The sequence below is a fragment of the Flexivirga meconopsidis genome (assembly GCF_026162425.1).
Lineage (GTDB): Bacteria > Actinomycetota > Actinomycetes > Actinomycetales > Dermatophilaceae > Flexivirga > Flexivirga meconopsidis.
This window is the reverse complement of record NZ_JAOBQJ010000004.1, coordinates 412,952-430,063: the sequence shown is the minus strand read 5'-3', so window position 1 is coordinate 430,063 and position 17,112 is coordinate 412,952. Positions and strand designations below refer to the sequence as shown.

The 17,112-nt window shown below is 69.0% G+C and carries 15 protein-coding genes; 9 read left to right on the top strand and 6 right to left on the bottom strand.

Annotation, left to right across the window (positions count from 1 at the left end):
* The first annotated feature begins 1 nt into the window (after nt 1).
* From N2M23_RS15580 to N2M23_RS15570, 3 genes are read left to right on the top strand one after another with little or no spacing between them, the layout of a single operon-like run.
* Nucleotides 2-970 carry a Gfo/Idh/MocA family protein gene (locus tag N2M23_RS15580; RefSeq protein WP_265446697.1) on the top strand — a complete coding sequence of 323 codons (969 nt, stop codon included), beginning with the start codon at nt 2-4 and terminating at the stop codon, nt 968-970.
* 58 nt (nt 971-1,028) lie between these two features.
* Nucleotides 1,029-3,146 carry an excinuclease ABC subunit UvrB gene (gene uvrB, locus N2M23_RS15575; RefSeq protein ID WP_279672283.1) on the top strand — a complete coding sequence of 706 codons (2,118 nt, stop codon included), beginning with the start codon at nt 1,029-1,031 and terminating at the stop codon, nt 3,144-3,146.
* A 54-nt stretch (nt 3,147-3,200) separates the two neighbouring features.
* A complete protein-coding gene (locus tag N2M23_RS15570; RefSeq protein ID WP_265446696.1) occupies nt 3,201-3,557 on the top strand; it encodes a DUF3817 domain-containing protein in 357 nt (118 codons plus the stop codon).
* Here N2M23_RS15570 and N2M23_RS15565 read toward each other — a convergent pair.
* Together N2M23_RS15565 and N2M23_RS15560 are read right to left on the bottom strand one after the other, a co-directional pair.
* Complete coding sequence (locus tag N2M23_RS15565) at nt 3,545-4,498, bottom strand: pyridoxal-phosphate dependent enzyme (RefSeq protein ID WP_265446694.1); 954 nt, start codon at nt 4,496-4,498, stop codon at nt 3,545-3,547. The genes N2M23_RS15570 and N2M23_RS15565 overlap by 13 nt on opposite strands.
* The gene (locus tag N2M23_RS15560; protein WP_265446693.1) at nt 4,491-5,480 is read right to left on the bottom strand and encodes a D-2-hydroxyacid dehydrogenase; all 990 of its coding nucleotides are present in this window, start codon (nt 5,478-5,480) and stop codon (nt 4,491-4,493) included. Before N2M23_RS15560 ends, N2M23_RS15565 begins: the two co-directional genes overlap by 8 nt.
* A gap of 63 nt (nt 5,481-5,543) precedes the next feature.
* On the opposite strand from N2M23_RS15560, the gene N2M23_RS15555 reads away from it, so the two are divergent.
* Genes N2M23_RS15555 through N2M23_RS15540 form a run of 4 tightly spaced genes read left to right on the top strand, consistent with a single transcriptional unit; the run spans nt 5,544 to nt 9,874 of the window.
* Nucleotides 5,544-6,764, top strand: coding sequence for a M24 family metallopeptidase (locus N2M23_RS15555; RefSeq protein ID WP_265446692.1), 1,221 nt, complete (start codon nt 5,544-5,546; stop codon nt 6,762-6,764).
* A gap of 1 nt (nt 6,765) precedes the next feature.
* Nucleotides 6,766-7,965 (top strand): aminotransferase-like domain-containing protein, encoded by a 1,200-nt coding sequence (locus tag N2M23_RS15550; protein ID WP_265446690.1) that lies wholly within the window; start codon nt 6,766-6,768, stop codon nt 7,963-7,965.
* A complete protein-coding gene (locus N2M23_RS15545) occupies nt 7,962-9,206 on the top strand; it encodes a M20 family metallopeptidase (RefSeq protein WP_265446689.1) in 1,245 nt (414 codons plus the stop codon). The genes N2M23_RS15550 and N2M23_RS15545 overlap by 4 nt, the downstream gene beginning before the upstream one ends.
* The gene (locus tag N2M23_RS15540; RefSeq protein WP_265446687.1) at nt 9,203-9,874 is read left to right on the top strand and encodes a GntR family transcriptional regulator; all 672 of its coding nucleotides are present in this window, start codon (nt 9,203-9,205) and stop codon (nt 9,872-9,874) included. Before N2M23_RS15545 ends, N2M23_RS15540 begins: the two co-directional genes overlap by 4 nt.
* Nucleotides 9,875-10,026: 152 nt before the next feature.
* On the opposite strand, the gene N2M23_RS15535 is transcribed toward N2M23_RS15540, so the two are convergent.
* On the bottom strand, nt 10,027-11,505 hold the full coding sequence (locus N2M23_RS15535; protein WP_265446686.1) for an NAD-dependent succinate-semialdehyde dehydrogenase: 1,479 nt from the start codon (nt 11,503-11,505) through the stop codon (nt 10,027-10,029).
* Between the two features lie 58 nt (nt 11,506-11,563).
* Between N2M23_RS15535 and N2M23_RS15530 the strand changes: the two genes are divergently transcribed.
* Both N2M23_RS15530 and N2M23_RS15525 read left to right on the top strand, forming a co-directional pair.
* The gene (locus tag N2M23_RS15530) at nt 11,564-12,829 is read left to right on the top strand and encodes an aspartate aminotransferase family protein (protein ID WP_265446684.1); all 1,266 of its coding nucleotides are present in this window, start codon (nt 11,564-11,566) and stop codon (nt 12,827-12,829) included.
* A gap of 33 nt (nt 12,830-12,862) precedes the next feature.
* Nucleotides 12,863-14,311: an MFS transporter gene (locus tag N2M23_RS15525; RefSeq protein ID WP_265446683.1), complete on the top strand. Its 1,449-nt coding sequence runs from the start codon at nt 12,863-12,865 to the stop codon at nt 14,309-14,311.
* A gap of 35 nt (nt 14,312-14,346) precedes the next feature.
* Here N2M23_RS15525 and N2M23_RS15520 read toward each other — a convergent pair whose 3' ends face one another.
* From N2M23_RS15520 to N2M23_RS15510, 3 genes are read right to left on the bottom strand one after another with little or no spacing between them, the layout of a single operon-like run.
* Nucleotides 14,347-15,402: a tartrate dehydrogenase gene (locus N2M23_RS15520; protein WP_265446681.1), complete on the bottom strand. Its 1,056-nt coding sequence runs from the start codon at nt 15,400-15,402 to the stop codon at nt 14,347-14,349.
* A 22-nt stretch (nt 15,403-15,424) separates the two neighbouring features.
* Entirely contained in the window at nt 15,425-16,339 is a 915-nt protein-coding gene (locus N2M23_RS15515) for an EamA family transporter (RefSeq protein ID WP_265446680.1), read from the bottom strand.
* Entirely contained in the window at nt 16,336-17,091 is a 756-nt protein-coding gene (locus N2M23_RS15510) for an NlpC/P60 family protein (RefSeq protein WP_265446679.1), read from the bottom strand. The genes N2M23_RS15515 and N2M23_RS15510 overlap by 4 nt, the downstream gene beginning before the upstream one ends.
* Between the last annotated feature and the right edge of the window lie 21 nt (nt 17,092-17,112).

The following is a 17,112-nucleotide window of genomic DNA, read 5'->3' as shown; positions in this document are numbered from 1 at the left end:
TATGACGCTCCGCATCGGGATGATCGGCCCTGGCGCGATGGGCCGGTCTCACCTCGCCCGGCTGCGGTCGGACGTGCCGGGAGCCGCGGTCGTCGCGGTGAGCGATCTGGACCTCGCCCGCGCTGCGCGGGTCGCGGACGAGTCCGGTGCAGTCGCCTGCGTGGACTCCACGTCATTGATCACCTCGCCGCAGGTCGACGCGGTGATGATCTGCAGCGCGGGCTCGGCGCACTCGACCGATGTGATCACCGCGATCGAGGCGGGCAAGCCGGTGTTCTGCGAGAAGCCGTTGGCGCCGACCGCGCAGGAGTGTGTCGAGATCGTCCACGCGGAACGCGAGCGGGGCCAGCGATTGGTGACGGTGGGCTTCATGCGACGGTTCGACGCGTCGTACCAACAGTTGAGGCGGGCGCTGCGGTCGGGCGCGGCCGGTGCCCCGCTCATCGTGCACAGCCGGCACCACAACCCGAGCGTGCCGCAGCATTACACCCGCACCATGTCGATCACCGACACTGCCATCCACGACATCGACATCACCCGCTGGCTGCTCGGCGAGGAGATCCGCCTCGTCCGGGTGGATCGCCCGCGCACCACCCGTCACCGGGCGGCGCACCTGCAGGATCCGATGCTGCTGGTGCTGACCGCAGCATCGGGAGCCTGGGTCGGGGTGGAGATCTTCGTCAACAATCAGCACTCCTACGAGGTCGGTTGCGAGGTGATCGCCGAGCACGCCACTGTTCGCCTCGCCGACGACCAGCCGTCAGGGCTGGACCACAACACGCGCTTCGGACCGGCCTTCGTCAGCGAACTGCGGCAGTGGGTCCGCGCGGTCACCGCAGGCGTTCAGGACGGACCCACCGCGTGGGACGGGTATGCCGCAGCCGCCGTCTGCGACGCGGGCGTCCGGGCGCTGGCGGCCGACGAGACCGTCCCGGTCGAGCTGATGGAGCGACCGGCGCTCTACGACTGACCGCACGACGGGCGGCAGCGGGAATCGCGCTGTCGGTGGTGACGTTTAGATTGTCGTTATGCGCCCAACCACCGATCTGCAGCGCCGGGTTGCGCCGTTCGAAGTCGTCTCCGAGTATTCCCCGAGCGGTGACCAGCCCACCGCGATCGCCGACCTCGCCGAGCGGGTCAAGTCCGGCAAGCAGGACACCGTGCTGCTCGGCGCCACCGGCACCGGCAAGTCCGCGACCACCGCGTGGCTGATCGAGCAGGTGCAGCGCCCGACACTGGTGATGGCGCCCAACAAGACGCTGGCTGCGCAGCTGGCCAACGAGTTCCGCGAGCTGTTGCCCCACAACGCGGTCGAGTACTTCGTCTCCTACTACGACTACTACCAGCCCGAGGCGTACATCCCGCAGACCGATACCTACATCGAGAAGGATTCATCGATCAACGACGAGGTGGAGCGGCTGCGGCACAGCGCGACCAACTCGCTGCTCACTCGCCGCGACGTCATCGTGGTCGCCTCGGTGTCGTGCATCTACGGCCTCGGCACGCCACAGGAGTACGTCGACCGCATGCAGGCGCTCAAGGTCGGGTCCCAGATCGACCGCGACGACCTGCTGCGCAAATTCGTCCAGATGCAGTACACCCGCAACGATCTGGCTTTCACCCGCGGCACCTTCCGGGTGCGCGGCGACACCGTCGAGATCATCCCGGTCTACGAGGAGCTGGCGATCCGCATCGAGTTCTTCGGTGACGAGATCGAGCGGATCTACACCCTGCACCCGCTGACCGGCGAGGTGGTGCGCGAGGAGCAGGAGATGTATGTCTTCCCCGCCTCGCACTACGTCGCCGGCCCGCAGCGGATGGAGCGCGCGATCAGCTCGATCGAGGCCGAGCTGGAGGACCGCCTCAAGTCGCTGGAGAAGCAGAACAAGCTGCTGGAGGCCCAGCGGTTGCGGATGCGCACGACCTACGACATCGAGATGATGCGCCAGGTGGGCTCGTGCTCCGGCATCGAGAACTACTCTCGGCACATCGACGGACGCGGCCCGGGCAGCGCGCCCAACTGCCTGCTCGACTACTTCCCCGAGGACTTCCTGCTCGTCATCGATGAGTCGCACCAGACCGTCCCGCAGATCGGCGCGATGTACGAGGGCGACATGTCCCGCAAGCGGCAGCTGGTCGACCACGGCTTCCGGCTGCCGAGCGCGATGGACAACCGGCCGCTGCGCTGGGAGGAGTTCCTGGAGCGCATCGGCCAGACCGTCTACCTGTCGGCGACCCCGGGTGACTACGAGCTGGCGAAGGCCGGCGGTGAGTATGTCGAGCAGGTCATCCGCCCGACCGGTCTCGTCGACCCGGAGATCGTGCTCAAGCCGACGAAGGGCCAGATCGACGACCTGCTGCACGAGATCAACGAGCGCACCGCCAAGGACGAGCGGGTCCTGGTGACCACGCTGACCAAGAAGATGGCCGAGGACCTGACCGACTACCTGCTGGAGAAGGGCGTGCGCGTGCGCTACCTGCACTCCGAGGTCGACACGCTGCGCCGTGTCGAGTTGCTGCGCGAGCTGCGGCTCGGCGAGTTCGACGTGCTGGTCGGTATCAACCTGCTGCGCGAGGGTCTGGACCTGCCTGAGGTGTCCCTTGTCAGCATCCTCGACGCCGACAAGGAGGGCTTCCTGCGCTCGGCGCGGTCGCTCATCCAGACCATCGGCCGCGCGGCCCGCAACGTCAGCGGCCAGGTGCACATGTATGCCGACACGATCACCCCCTCCATGCAGGAGGCGATCGACGAGACCGGCCGACGCCGGGAGAAGCAGCTGGCCTACAACAAGGAGGCTGGTGTCGACCCGCAGCCGCTGCGCAAGAAGATTGCCGACATCACCGACATGCTGCAGCGGGAGGACGCCGATACCGACAGCCTGATCGGCAGCGGCCGGGTGCAGTCCCGCGGCAAGGCGCCCAAGCGCGGACAGGGCCGCGGTGCGGCGGCGGCCGACACCGATGTGGCGAGCGGCGCGCGAGTGTCGGGGCTGCCGGCATCGGACCTGTCCGGGTTGATCCAGGAGCTGACCGAGCAGATGCACCAGGCGGCGGCCGACCTGCACTTCGAGCTCGCCGCCCGGCTGCGTGACGAGCTCGGCGACCTCAAGAAGGAGCTGCGGCAGATGACCGAGGCGACGAAATAGCCGCCCGGTCGACCGATGCGCGGGCTCATCTACTACACCACGTAGGATGTCGCCATGACCGCGACAGCTGACGACCAAGACACGCGCCCGCGCGCCGCCGCCAGCAAGGCGGCGCTGGCCTTCAAGATCACCGCCTTCGCCGAGGCGGTGTCCTGGATCGGGCTGCTGATCGGGATGTTCTTCAAGTGGATCGTGCAGTCCGGCGAGCTCGGGGTGCGCATTTTCGGACCGATCCACGGCACGATCTTCATCCTCTACGTGCTGAGCCTGATCTGGGTTTCCACCAGCCACAAGTGGCGCGGCAAGGACACGCTGCTGGGTCTGGTCAGCAGCATCCCGCCGCTGATGACGATCTGGTTCGAGCGCCGCGCCGAGCGCAGGGGCCTGCTCACCGGTCGTCAGATCGGCTGAGCCACCGCATTCCCGGTGACGAGCGCTGCCAGCTGCCGCCCCCGCCACCGATCCCCGGCCGCCCACAGCGCCGCCGTCGTTGCCGCGGCGGCGCCCTCGACGACCAGGCCGTCCTCGGAGTGCAGCCGTTGCATGGCGCGAGCCAGCTCCTCCTCGCTGACCGTGACGATCTCGTCGACAACCTGCTGCGCAGCGCGGAAGGTGTAGTGGTTGTCCGTTCCGAGGTCGCCGAGCAGTGAAGTGGCGATGGTGTCGACCTCCGGCACCGGCACGGGGTAGCCGGCAGCGAGGGACCGGCGCATCGCGTCGGCGCGCTCCGCGCACACTCCGACGATCTGCGTCCGCGGCGCAATTGCCTTGAGTGCCAGTCCGATGCCGGCGATGAGGCCACCGCCGGACACCGGCACCAACACCGCGTCGAGATCGGGCAGGTCGGCACCGAGCTCGAGCCCGATGGTGCCCTGGCCGCTGATGACGTCCGGGTGATCGAACGGCGGCACGAACTCGTAACCGCGCTCGTCGGCCAACTCGGCCGCGGCCGTGATGGCCGCTGCTTGGTCGGGGCTCGACCGGTCGACGACCGCCCCGAGTTGCTCCAACGCGCGGGCTCGGTCGTCCGGGATGCCACCGGCGAGGAAGGCGACCACCGGCACACCGAGCCGCGCGCCGAGGTAGCTGACGGCGCGGGCGTGGTTGCCGGTCGACGCGGTCGCGAGTCCGGGCACAGCCCGGCGATCCATCGCCGCGCGGATGGTGTTGGCCGCACCCCGCACCTTGAAACTGCCGGTCGGCTGCTCGATCTCCAACTTCAGCCGCACGTCCGCGCCGGTGCGGCTCGACAGGTGCTCGCTCGCCACCAGCCCGGTGCGGCGCACGTCGGGTGCGATCCGGGCAGCCGCCCGCCGGATCGCCTCCAGGTCGGGAAGCGGTGCCTCAGCCATGGCTGCTTCGGGTGGTGACAAAACCGAGTTGCTTGTCGACCTGGTCCGGCAAATCGGCGCCGTCCAGCCAACGGCCGGCGAGTTCGACGAACTGGGCGGCCAGGTCGTCCCGCCAGCCGACGACATCGCCGGACAGGTGCGGCGAGATGACCACGCCCGGCGTGCCCCACAGCGGCGAGGCGGCAGGCAGCGGTTCGTGCTCGAAGACGTCCAGCGCTGCACCCGCCGGCGATCCCGACCGCAACGCCTCGACCAGGTCCGTTTCGACCACGCTCGCTCCCCGCCCGACATTGACGAAGTATGCCGATGGTCGCATCGCGTCGAACACCGCCCGGTCGAACAGCCCGCGGGTCTGCTGAGTCAACGGCGTCACGTTGATGACATGGTCGAATTCGCCTACGTACGAGGGCAATTGGTCACTCGGCAGGATCCTTCGAAAGTCGTCGTCCCCCGGGCGGCCGACCCGGCCCGCGCCGGTCACCGCGACGCCGACCGCCCCGAGCAGCCGGGCGATGCCGCGGCCGATGCCGCCCGTGCCGACCACCAGAGCACTGCTGCCGTGCAGGGGGAGCGGCTCGCGGTGGCGCCATACGCGCTCTTGCTGGAGATCGCGACTCTCGTGCAGGAGCTTGGTGTGTGCGAGCAGGGACGCCAGCACGAACTCGGCGATCGGCCGGTCGAAGACCCCGTGGGCGTTGGTTACCACCACGTCCGACTCCTGCAGGGCCGGGAAGAGCAACCGGTCGACGCCGGCGGCCGCAACGTGGATCCAGCGCAGCCGATCGCTGTGCTGCCAGGCGGCTTCGACCGCGGGGGAGAAGAAGTCCCACAGCAGCAGGGCATCGGCGCCTGCGATCGCGTCCGGGAGACCGGCTGCGTCGGTGTAGCGGATCGTCGCGCGCTCGGCCAGCGGTGCGATGCCGGTGGGTGCGCCCAGCTCGTCGGTGGTCAGCACGAGGATGGTGGGGCGCGGCGAAGTCACCCGCCCACTCAAAAGGTGCCGTGTCTGATTGTCAACAATCATTTCGAGATGCACCATGATCGGGTGAGCCAGACACCCACTGCCGCATCCGGCGGCCTCCGATCCCGTCCGTTCCCCGAGCAGGAATATCTCACCCGGTTGCGTGCCGTGCAGGATCGGATGGCGGAGCGCTCGCTGAGCTCGCTCATCGTGGCCGACCCGGCGAACCTGTATTACCTGACCGGTTACAACGCCTGGTCGTTCTACATGCCGCAGTGCCTGATCGTGCCGGCCGAGGGGGACTGCCACCTGTTCACCCGGACGATGGACGCGGCCGGTGCGCACTACACGGCATTCCTGCCACGCGATCGGATCCACGGCTACCCCGACCAGCTGGTCAACCGGGCCGACGCGCATCCCTTCGACTGGGTCGTCGACCGGGCGCTGGAGCTCGGCGTGCTGGTCGACGAGCCGACGGCGTATGTCGCGGCGGAACTCGACGCCCACTTCTTCTCGGTGCGCAGCTATCTGGCGATCCGGTCCGGACTCAAGCGATCCGCTCTGGTCGACAGCACCGAACTCGTCAACTGGGTGCGGGTCCGGAAGTCGCCGTTGGAGCGCGAAAAGCTATACAAGGCAGGCAAAATCGCGCAGTGCGTGATGGAGACGGCGTTGCGTGAGCTCGAGCCCGGGCGCCGTCAGTGCGATGTCGTGGCCGAGATTCAGCACGCCCAGGCGCTGGGTGCGCGCAAGCTCGGCGGTGACTATCCGGCGATCGTGCCAATGCTGCCGACCGGCGAGACCGCAGGCACCCCGCACCTGACCTGGAGCGACCTGGAGTTGCAGCGCGGCGAGGCGACCACCATCGAACTCGCCGGCGTCTATCACCGCTACCACGCCCCGCTCGCGCGCACCGTCGTACTCGGCAAGGCGCCCCAGCAACTCGTGGACTGCGCCGAGGCGACCAACGAAGGCATGCTCGCGCTGCTGGAGCAGATGCGTCCCGGGATGCGCACCTGCGATGTGCACCGAGCCTTCACCGAGACCATCGGGACGTATGGACTGACCAAGGAGTCGCGCATCGGCTACTCGATCGGCATCGGCTACCCGCCCGATTGGGGTGAGCGCACGATGAGCGTGCGCGCAGAGGACGAGACGGTGATCGAGGAGGACATGGCCTTCCACGTGATCCTCGGCATGTGGATGGACGGCTGGGGCTACGAGACTTCCGAGTCGATGCTGATCGGGCCGCACGGCCCGCAGCTGCTGACCGACGTCCCGCGTGGACTGACCGCGAAGGAGTGACATGAGCAACCTCCCACTGGCAAGCCGCACGACCGATCTGGTGGGGTCGGTGATCGACTCGAGCACCTCCTTGCTGGCCAAGCAGCGGCACGACATCGTGCGCTTCGCCATGGGCAGTCCGGCGCCCGAGGCCATCCCGGCGCAGCTCCTGCACGGCATCGCCGACGAGCAACTTGCCCGATCCGACGCGTTCGACTACGCCGCCACAGAGGGCGACCCGGCCTTGCGCGAGGCGCTGCTCGGCATACTCGCCGAGACGGGTGAGCGCACCACCCCGGAGCGGCTGCTCATCACCGCCGGCGGGATGCAGGGACTCGACCTCGCGTGCAAACTGTTCGTCGACCCGGGTGATCTCGTTGTTGTCGAATCACCCACGTACACCAACGGATCCGCGACCGCGCTGTCCTATCAGGCAGAGTTGCTGGAGGCTCCGGTGGACGATGACGGGATGCAGGTCGATCGGCTTGTCGAACTCGTCGAGCGGGCCGGCCGGGTGCCGAAGGCGATCTACGCGATCTCCACCTTCCAGAACCCCTCGGGCGCGTCGATGTCGCTCGCTCGACGCGAGCAGCTGCTGGAGCTGACCCGACGGTGGGGCAGTGTGCTGATCGACGACGACCCCTACGGCATGCTGCGGTTCGCGGGCGCGGACACTCCGTCGCTGCTGGCCCTCGCGGACGGTGACCCGTTGGTCTTCGGGGTGCGGACCTTCTCCAAGATCATCGCGCCCGGCCTTCGCGTCGGATGGGTCGACGCCGATCCGTCGCTGCAGCAACTGCTGATCAACGCCAAGCAGGCGATGGATACCTGCACCAACCTGCCGATGCAACGGCTGATCGCCGGATTCCTCGCCGGCGGTCACCTGGGTGAGCACCTGACCGTGCAGCGAGCGGCGTACGGCGAGCGGAAACGCGCCATGCAGGACGCGCTCACCGAGCACTTCGGCGACACCGCGCGCTGGACCGACCCGGAGGGTGGCTTCTTCCTCTGGGTGACGTTCGGTGCGCAGATCGACACCGAGGCGCTCTTCGAGGTGGCCCTGGCCGAAGGAGTCGCGTTCATCCCCGGCAACGCCTTCTCGCCCAGCAAACTCTTCCCCAACGCGCTGCGCCTGTGCTTCGCCTCCAGCACGCCGGAACGCATCCGGGAAGGTGTGGCACGCCTGCGGCGAGCTGTCGACCGGCTGACAGGTCCGTCATGAATGACACTGCAGCAGAACACGTTTCGCAGTTGGAGGAGTCGGCACTCGCGCTGCTCGACGAGGACGGCCTGGTCGCCCTGACGCAGACGCTGGTGCGCTGCCCGGGGCAGAACCCGCCCGGCCAGGAGGCCGCCCGGGTGGCTGCACTGGTCGCGGCCTGTGCCGACCGCGGACTGTCGGTGCAGACCGACCCTGCCGCACCCGGCCGGGACAACGTGCTGGCCGCGACCGCCGGAGGGGAAGGCCCGCGCCTGTTGTTGCTCGGGCACACCGACGTCGTCCCGGTCGGCGACGGCTGGACCGTTGACGCCTTCGGCGGTGAGATCCGGGACGGCCGCGTCTTCGGCCGCGGCACGAGCGACATGCTCGGCGGACTGGCCGCGTGTGTGATCGCGATGGACTCGGTGCAGCGGGCAACCCGGGAGTGCGGCGGATCCCTGTCCGGCCGGGTGGAGCTCGCGGCGACCGTGGACGAGGAAGAGGGCGGTCTCGGCATCCGGCGCTTCATGTCGGCGCGGGAGCACCCGCCATACCTCGGTTGCGTGACCGCGGAACCCACCGACCTGCAGACCATCGTCGCGGCGCGTGGGGACTGCTACCTCGACATCACGGTGCACGGCAGGGCGGCACACGCCGGCCGCCCCTCGGACGGCCGAAACGCCGTCTACGGGGCAGCGCGGGTGATCGAGTCGTTGCGTGCCTGGAACGACGAACTCGCAGCAACCCCACACCCGCTCGCGGGTCCGGCGACCTGGAGCGTCGGCATCGTGAGTGGGGGACAGGGCACCGCGATCGTCCCTGCGAGCTGTCGCATCCAGGCGGACCGGCGACTGCTGCCGGGGGAGGACCCGGACAGCGTGCTCGCTCAGGTGGTCGACCGGATCGACAGTCTCGGGCTGGAGCGTGACGAGCTGACGACGCAGGTGGCGCTGCCGATGAGCATGCCCGGCTTCGAGACGGCGGTCGACAGCCGGTTCGTCCAGGTAGTCGACGAGTCGCTCGCGCACTCCGGCGGTCCCGGGTCGCCGCCCGGCGGGTGGACCGCCGCGTGCGACGGCGGGTTCGTCAGCCGCGACCTCGGGGTGCCGACGGTGGTGCTCGGCCCGGGATCGGTGAACGACCAGGCCCACCGGCCGGACGAATCGGTGCCGATCACCGAGCTGGTGGTCGCGGCGCGCACGTATGCTCGGGTCGCCATACGCCTGTTAGCCGATCCCGTCGGAGAGAGACCAGGAAGATGACCAGCGCGGAGGCCGAAAGACGCCCACTGGAGCCGGTGTTCCGGCAGTCGACGGCGGCACTGGTCGCCGACCGGGTGCGGGACGCCATCGAGCGCGGCGACCTGCCACCCGGCAGCCAACTCGGTGAGGCCGAGCTGGCGCGCCAACTCGGCGTCAGCCGTGGGCCGCTCCGGGAGGGGCTGCAACGCCTCACCCAGGAGGGTCTGCTGCTGTCGATCCGCAACCGAGGGTTGTTCGTGATCGAGATGACGCCCGACCGGGTGCGGGATATGTATGTCGCCCGGCAGGCGGTCGAGCGCGCCGCTGCCGAGCAAATCCACCTCGACGACGCCCCGCGCGCCGGTGCCGCACTGATGGAGATCACCGACACCATGCGGGTCACCGCGGCGGCGGACGATCCGAGCGGTGTCGGCGCCGCCGACATCGAGTTCCACGACCTGCTCGTGCGGCTGGCCGGCAGCCCGCGGCTGTCGCGGATGCACCGGACCCTGCTCACCGAGACCCGGATGGGCATCCATGCGCTCGACCCGACCTACGAGGGCGACGACGTGCGAGTCGCCGAACACCGGGCCATCGCGCAGTCGTTCCTCGATGAGGACCCTGCGGAGACCGACCGGCTGCTGCAGCTGCACATGGCCGACGCGGTGGAGCGCCTGACCGCCCGGTAGTACCGCCGGGGTGCGCGCGGCGCCATACGCGAAAGTCACCGCCATACGCGAAAGTCACCGAAAAGGTGGCCGGCGCGCCGCAAAACCGGTCAGTCGCGGCGTGTCGGGCACCTTTTCGGTGAGCTTGGCGCCACGCCCGGTGGCGGCAGGTCTCAGACGCTGATCCCGATGTACTTCACCTCGAGGAACTCGTCGATGCCCACAGCACCGCCCTCCCGGCCGAGCCCGGACTCCTTGATGCCGCCGAACGGCGCGGCCGGGTTGGACACCACACCCTGGTTGAGGCCCACCATGCCGGACTCCAACGCCTCCGCGACTCGCAGCGCACGCCGCAGGCCGCCGGTGAACACGTAGGACACCAGGCCGTACGCCGTGTCGTTCGCGGCTGCCACCACTTCGTCCTCGGTGTCGAACGGGATGATCGACGCGACCGGCCCGAAGATCTCCTCGCGCGCCATTCGGGAGTCACCTGGCACATCAACCAAAACGGTTGGAGGATAAAAGAATCCGGCACCGTCAGGTGCCGTGCCGCCGGTCAGCACCCGAGCCCCTCGGTCGGTTGCATCCGCGACCAGCTGGACGACCTTTGCCCGTCCGGCCGCATCGATGAGTGGACCGACCTGCACGCCGTCCTCGGTGCCCGGCCCGACCCGCAAGGCGCCCATCGCCTCGGCGAGGCGGCGGGAGAATTCCTCCGCGACCGGTCGCTGCACGTAGATCCGGTTGGCCGCGGTGCACGCCTCGCCCATGTTGCGCATCTTGGCCGCCATCGCGCCGGCGACCGCCTCGTCCAGGTCGGCGTCGTCGAACACGATGAACGGGGCATTGCCACCGAGCTCCATCGAGGTCCGCAGCACCTTGTCGGCGCACTGCTCGAGCAGGACCTTCCCGACCGCGGTCGACCCGGTGAACGACAGCTTGCGAGCCAGCCCCGACCGGATCAGCGGTTCCATCACGTCGCCGGCGGCGGTGCAGGTCACGATGTTGACCACGCCCCTCGGCACGCCCGCGTCGAGGAGTATGGCGCCCAGCGCGAGCATCGACAGCGGTGTCTGATGGGCCGGCTTGACCACGCTGGTGCAACCGGCCGCGATCGCCGGCCCGATCTTGCGGGTGCCCATCGCCATCGGGAAGTTCCACGGGGTGATGAGCAGGCACGGCCCGACCGGTTGCTTGGCGATCAGGAAGCGCGCGTTGCCGGCGGGCGCCTGCTGGTAGCCACCGTCGATCCGCAGCGCCTCACTCGCGAAGTGCCGGAAAAACTCTGCGGCGTAAGCGATTTCGCCGCGCGACTCGCCGAGAGGCTTGCCCATCTCCAGCGTCATGAGCAGCGCCAGGTCGTCGATCCGCTCGAGCAGCAGCTCGTACGAACGCATCAGCATGTCGTATCGCTCCCGCGGAGCCGTCGCCGCGAACGCGTGCTGCGCGCCAACCGCGGCGTCCAGAGCGCGGCGGCCATCGGCCGGGGAGGCGTCCGCGACGAGCGCGAGTTGCTGCCCGGTCGCCGGATCGCTCACCGGGAACGTTGCCCCGGATGCCGCCGGGCTCCAGGCGCCGTCGATCAACAGCTCGGTCGGCGCGTGCGCGAGTGTCCGGGCGGGGTCGGTTCCGTCGGTGCTTCGCAAATCCATGTGATGGCTCCCCAGGTGCACTAGTCTGATTGTCGACAATCTACCAAGAGGCGGATTCATGGCTGCACTGTCAGAGGCACTGAAACAGGCCACGCCGGTCCTCGCGGATCACGGCGAGGGCGTCAACCTGTATGACGAGACCGGCCGCCGATACCTCGACTTCACCGCGGGGATCGGCGTCACCAGCACCGGCCACTGCCACCCGCGGGTGGTGGCTGCCGCCCAGGAACAGGTCGGCAAGCTGATCCACGCGCAATACACCACCGTGATGCACCGGCCGCTGCTCACCCTGACCGAGCGGCTCGGCGAGGTGCTGCCGGACGGCCTGGACCGGTTGTTCTTCACCAACTCCGGGTCGGAGGCGATCGAGGCCGCACTGCGGCTCGCCCGGCAGGCGACCGGTCGCCCGAACATCATGGTCTTCCACGGCGGTTTTCACGGCCGCACGGTCGCGACTGCGACCATGACGACCTCGAACACCCGCTACAGTGCAGGGTTTTCGCCGCTGATGGGTGGCGTGCACGTGGCGCCGTTCCCGAACCCGACGCACTACGGGTGGAGTGTCGAACAGGCGACGGAGTTCGCGCTCAGGGAGCTCGACTTCGCGCTGCAGACCTTGACCCAGCCCGGGGAGACCGCGGCCTTCCTGGTCGAGCCGGTGCTCGGCGAAGGCGGTTATGTGCCGGGCAACGCCGAGTTCTTCGCCGGTCTGCGCGAGCGTGCCGACCGGCACGGGATCCTGCTGATCCTCGACGAGGTGCAGACCGGTTGGGGGCGCACCGGGAAGTTCTGGGCGGAGGAGCATTTCGGCGTGACGCCGGACATTCTGGTCACCGCCAAGGGCATCGGGTCGGGCTTCCCGCTCTCCGGCATCGCTGCGTCGGCGCAGCTGATGGACAAGGTCTGGCCCGGGTCGCAGGGCGGCACCTACGGCGCCAACGCCGTCGCGTGCGCCGCGGCGATCGCGACGCTCGACGTCATCGAGGACGAGAAGCTGGTGCCCAACGCCGCCGAGCGCGGCGAGCAGCTGATCGAACGCCTGCGCCGGACCGCGAGCGGGTATGACGCGATCAGCGACGTGCGCGGGCTCGGCCTGATGATTGGCAATGAATTCCGCTCTGCCAGTGGCGAACCCGACGGTGCGACCGCGGCCGCGGTGCAGCGGGAAGCCGCTCGACGCGGGTTGTTGCTGCTCACCTGCGGACCGTTCGGCGAGGTCGTCCGATTCATCCCTGCGCTCGTGGTGACCAAGGAGGAGGTGGACGAGGCCGCCGCGCTGTGGTCGGAGTCGGTCGACTCCGTGCTGAACGGCGGCACCGACTGATCTTCCCGCCCGCGGATGCTCAAGGAGGAGCACATGTCAGCACAAGGAACCGTGTCGGACCAGCCGGGCACCCCGGAGCAACCGGTCGACACCAAAACCCTGCGCCGCGCGGTCGGCGCGTCGATGATCGGCAACGCGACCGAGTGGTACGACTACGGCGTCTATGCCTATCTGGTCGCCGAGTTGACGACCAACTTTTTCCCCGGTCGCTACGGGCAACTCGCCACCCTGCTCGTCTACGCGGTGTCGTTCGTGCTGCGCCCGCTCGGCGGCATCTTCTGGGGGCCGATCGGCGACCGCATCGGCCGCAACCGGGTGATGGCGCTGACCATCATCCTGATGGCGGTCGGCACGTTCCTGGTCGGCTGCATCCCGAGCTACGACAGCATCGGGATCTGGGCGCCGATCGCGCTGATCGTGCTGCGGGTGATCCAGGGTTTCTCCACCGGCGGGGAGTATGGCGGGGCCGCGACCTTCATGGCCGAGTACGCCCCGGACAAGCGGCGCGGTTTCTGGGGGTCGTTCCTGGAGTTCGGCACGCTGCTCGGCTTCAGCGGCGGCATCGTGATCACGCTGATCCTGCGGGCCACCCTCGACGAGTCGGCAATGAACTCCTGGGGCTGGCGCATTCCGTTCATCATCGGGCTGCCGCTCGGTCTGGTCGGTCTCTACCTGCGCTCCCGGATGGAGGACACCCCGGTCTTCCGTGAGCTCGAGGACAAGCAACAGACCGAGCAGGCCGCCACCGGCGCGCTGCGTGACCTGCTGCAGCAGTACTGGCAGCCGATCCTGAAACTCTTCGGCCTGGTGATCGCGCTCAACATCGCCGACTACACGCTGCTGACCTACATGCCGACCTATATGAGTTCCTCGCTCGGCATCTCCAGCACCCAGTCCGACATCGTGGTGCTGATCGGCCAGCTGGTGATGATGGCGCTGATCTGGATCGCCGGTGCAACGTCGGACAAGGTCGGCCGGAAACCGATGTGGTGGTTCTCACTGACCGCGATCTTCGTGCTGGCGGTCCCGTGCTTCTGGCTGATGGGTCAGGGACTGGTCGGCGCGATCGCCGGGTTCACCATCCTCGGACTGGTCTTCCTCCCGCAGCTGGGCACGATCTCCGCGACCTTCCCGGCGATGTTTCCGGCCCACGTGCGATACGCCGGGATGGCGATCGGCTACAACGTCGCGACGGCCGCGTTCGGTGGCACCGTCGCGTCGGTCGACGACGCACTGGTCAGCTGGACCGGTAATCGCTACATGCCGGCCTTCTACATGATGCTGGCGATGGTCGTCGGCATGATCGCTCTGGTCAAGGTGCCCGAAACCGCCGGTGCGTCGTTACGGGGCCGGTCGATCCCGTGCCAGGAGCCGGAGCCCGCGACCGTGGACGGCGAACCCGACCGCGCGGGCATCCATAACGTGTCCGGAATCCGTGACGTCTCAAGGGAACTCGGCGCCCGTGGGCGGCGTCGAGTCTGAGCTGCCCTGCATGGAGCTGAGGTGGGCTGCGACGGTCAGCCGCGCAACTCGGTGAGCACCGCCCGGGTGAACTCGTCGGTGCCGGCCGAGCCGCCCAGGTCACGGGTGCGAGTGCCCTTCTCGAGCACCGACCCGAAGGCCGACTCCACCTCGTCGGCCGCCCCCGGCTGACCGAGATGGCGCAGCATCATCGCGCCCGCCCAGATTGCGGCGACCGGGTTGGCCAACCCCTTGCCGGCGATGTCCGGTGCGCTGCCGTGCACCGGCTCGAACAGCGACGGATGCGCGCGCTCGGGGTTGAGATTGGCGCTCGGTGCGATGCCGAGCGACCCGGCGACGGCGGCGGCCAGATCGGAGAGGATGTCGCCGAACAGGTTGGACGCGACGATGACGTCCAGGCTCTCCGGCGCCGACACCACCCGCGCGGCAAGGGCGTCGATGAGCACCTTGTCGACGGTCACCCCGGGGACCTCGGCCGCGGTTTGCCGGACCACCTCGTCCCAGAAGGGCATGGTGTGGATGATGCCGTTGGACTTGGTGGCCGACACCAGCCGGCCGGTGCGCGCGGCGGCCAGCTCCGCGGCGAATCGGGTCACCCGGGTGATGCCCTTACGGGTGAAAATGGCTTCCTGGAGGGCGAATTCGTCGGGTTGGCCGCGGCGGAAGCGGCCACCGATCTCGGAGTACTCACCCTCGACGTTCTCCCGCACGACGAGCACGTCGAGCTTCCGGTCGCCGGTCAGCGGGGACGGGACGCCCGCCAGGGTGCGGTTGGGCCGCAGGTTGATGTACTGCTCGAACTCCCGCCGGATGGGGATCAGCAGACCCCAGAGGGTGACGTCGTCGGGAATGTCGACGTCACCTACCGCGCCGAGGAACACCGCGTCGCCGGTCGCCAACTGCTCCAGGCCGTCGGTCGGCAGCATGCGGCCGGTGGATCTGTAGAAAGCAGAACCCCATTCGCGATCTCGCCAGGTGAGGCTGAACCCGTGCCGTTCGGCGACAACGTCCAAACACGCGGTCGCCGCCGGGATGACCTCCTGGCCGATGCCGTCGCCGGGGATGACGTCAATGGTGTAGCTGTCGGTCATCTGCCGATCGTACGGCGCGCCGTCATACGTCCCGAAGAGCCGTCTCGGCGTGCTCGCCCGGCCCGGGACGGCGGGCCCCGAGGATGATCACGCTTGCACCGACCACCAGAGCAAGCCCGAGCAGCTTGTCGGGGGAGAGCCGTTGGCCGAGCACCAGCAGGCCGGCGAGCGCGGCGACCGCCGGCTCCAGCGAGAGCAGTATCCCGAAGACGTTCGCCGGCAGCCGGCGCAGGGCAATCATCTCCAGCGAGTAGGGCAACACCGAGGACAGCACCGCAATGCCGGCACCCTTCAACAACGCCTCACCACTGAATACCGCTGTGCCCGCTTCGAATACGCCGAGCGGCAGCACGACCGCCCCGGACAGCACCATCGCAATCGCCAGCCCGTCGAGGCCGGGGAACCGTTGCCCGGTGCGCCCCGAGGTGATGATGTATGCCGCCCAGCACGCGCCGGCAGCGAGGCCGAGTCCGATGCCGACCAGGTCGAGTGAGGCGAGGTCGGTCCCCAGCGCGCCGGACACCAGCACCACACCGATCGCGGCGCAGCAGACCGCAGCCAGGTCGCGACGCTGCTTGGACAGCACCGCCGACAATACGAGCGGCCCGACGAACTCGATGGTGACCGCGACGCCGATGGGCAGCCGGGACAGCGCACCGTAGAAGCAGAGGTTCATCGCGCCGAGCACTGCGGCATACGCGCCGACCGTGAGCCAGTCGGTCCGGCTCCGGCCGCGGAACGACGGACGAGCCCACGCGAGGAGCACGACCGCGCCCAGCACGAGTCGCAGCGCCACCGAACCGGTCACCCCGACGAGCGGCAACAAGGTGGCGGCCAGGGCACCGCCGAACTGCACCGACACCACGCCACCCAGCACGAGTAGCGGCGCGGGGACCAACGTCCCCGCGCCGCTGCTCGACGGCCGTTCGGTGGTCACCGAAGGGCGCGGATCCTGCCTGCCGCGACCAGCGTGTCGCGCCTGGCCTTCGGCATGTCTTCCTCCACGACGAGTTGGCCGGTGGACGGCGCATGCAGCAGCCGGCCGCCCCCGGTGGCGATGCCCACGTGGTGGATTGGCTTGTCCGGGTAGGCGAAGAAATAGAGGTCGCCCGGCTCGGCGGCGTCGATCGGGAGGTCCTCGCAGGAGCGGTACTGGTCGCCCGCGTCGCGCGGCACCCGCAGCCCGATCGACCGGCAGGCGTAGTGCACCAGGCCCGAGCAGTCGAGCCCGGCAGGGGAGATGCCGCCCCACAGATAGGCCAGGCCGATGTGCCGGCGCGCCTGCGCGAGCAGCGCCGCACGGGTCGGTGCGCCGGTCGCCGACGGCACCTCGGCCGGCGCGTCACCGGTCTCGCGCAGGTGCGCGGTGCGCACGTAGCCGGGGTATCCGGTGCTGTCCTTGTGGCTGGGCTGCCACGGACAGATCACCTTGCTCCAGCCGTCCGGGCCATGCTCGGCGACCAGCACCGGCTCGCCCCGCAGCAGCTCCGACTCGTAGCGGCCGAACAGGCCGTAGCGGCTGTCCTCCCGCTCCGGCGCGGCATCGAGGGTGTGCAGCCAGCGGTCGTGGTCGGGAGCGTCCGCGGTGAGCGGCGCGTCGACCGACCGCGGGGCATTCGGTCCGGACCAGAGCCCGGTGACGCCCACGTCAACAATTGCCGTCGTCGCGCCGGCGAGGTCATCAATCACCAAACCATCAAACACCGTCAT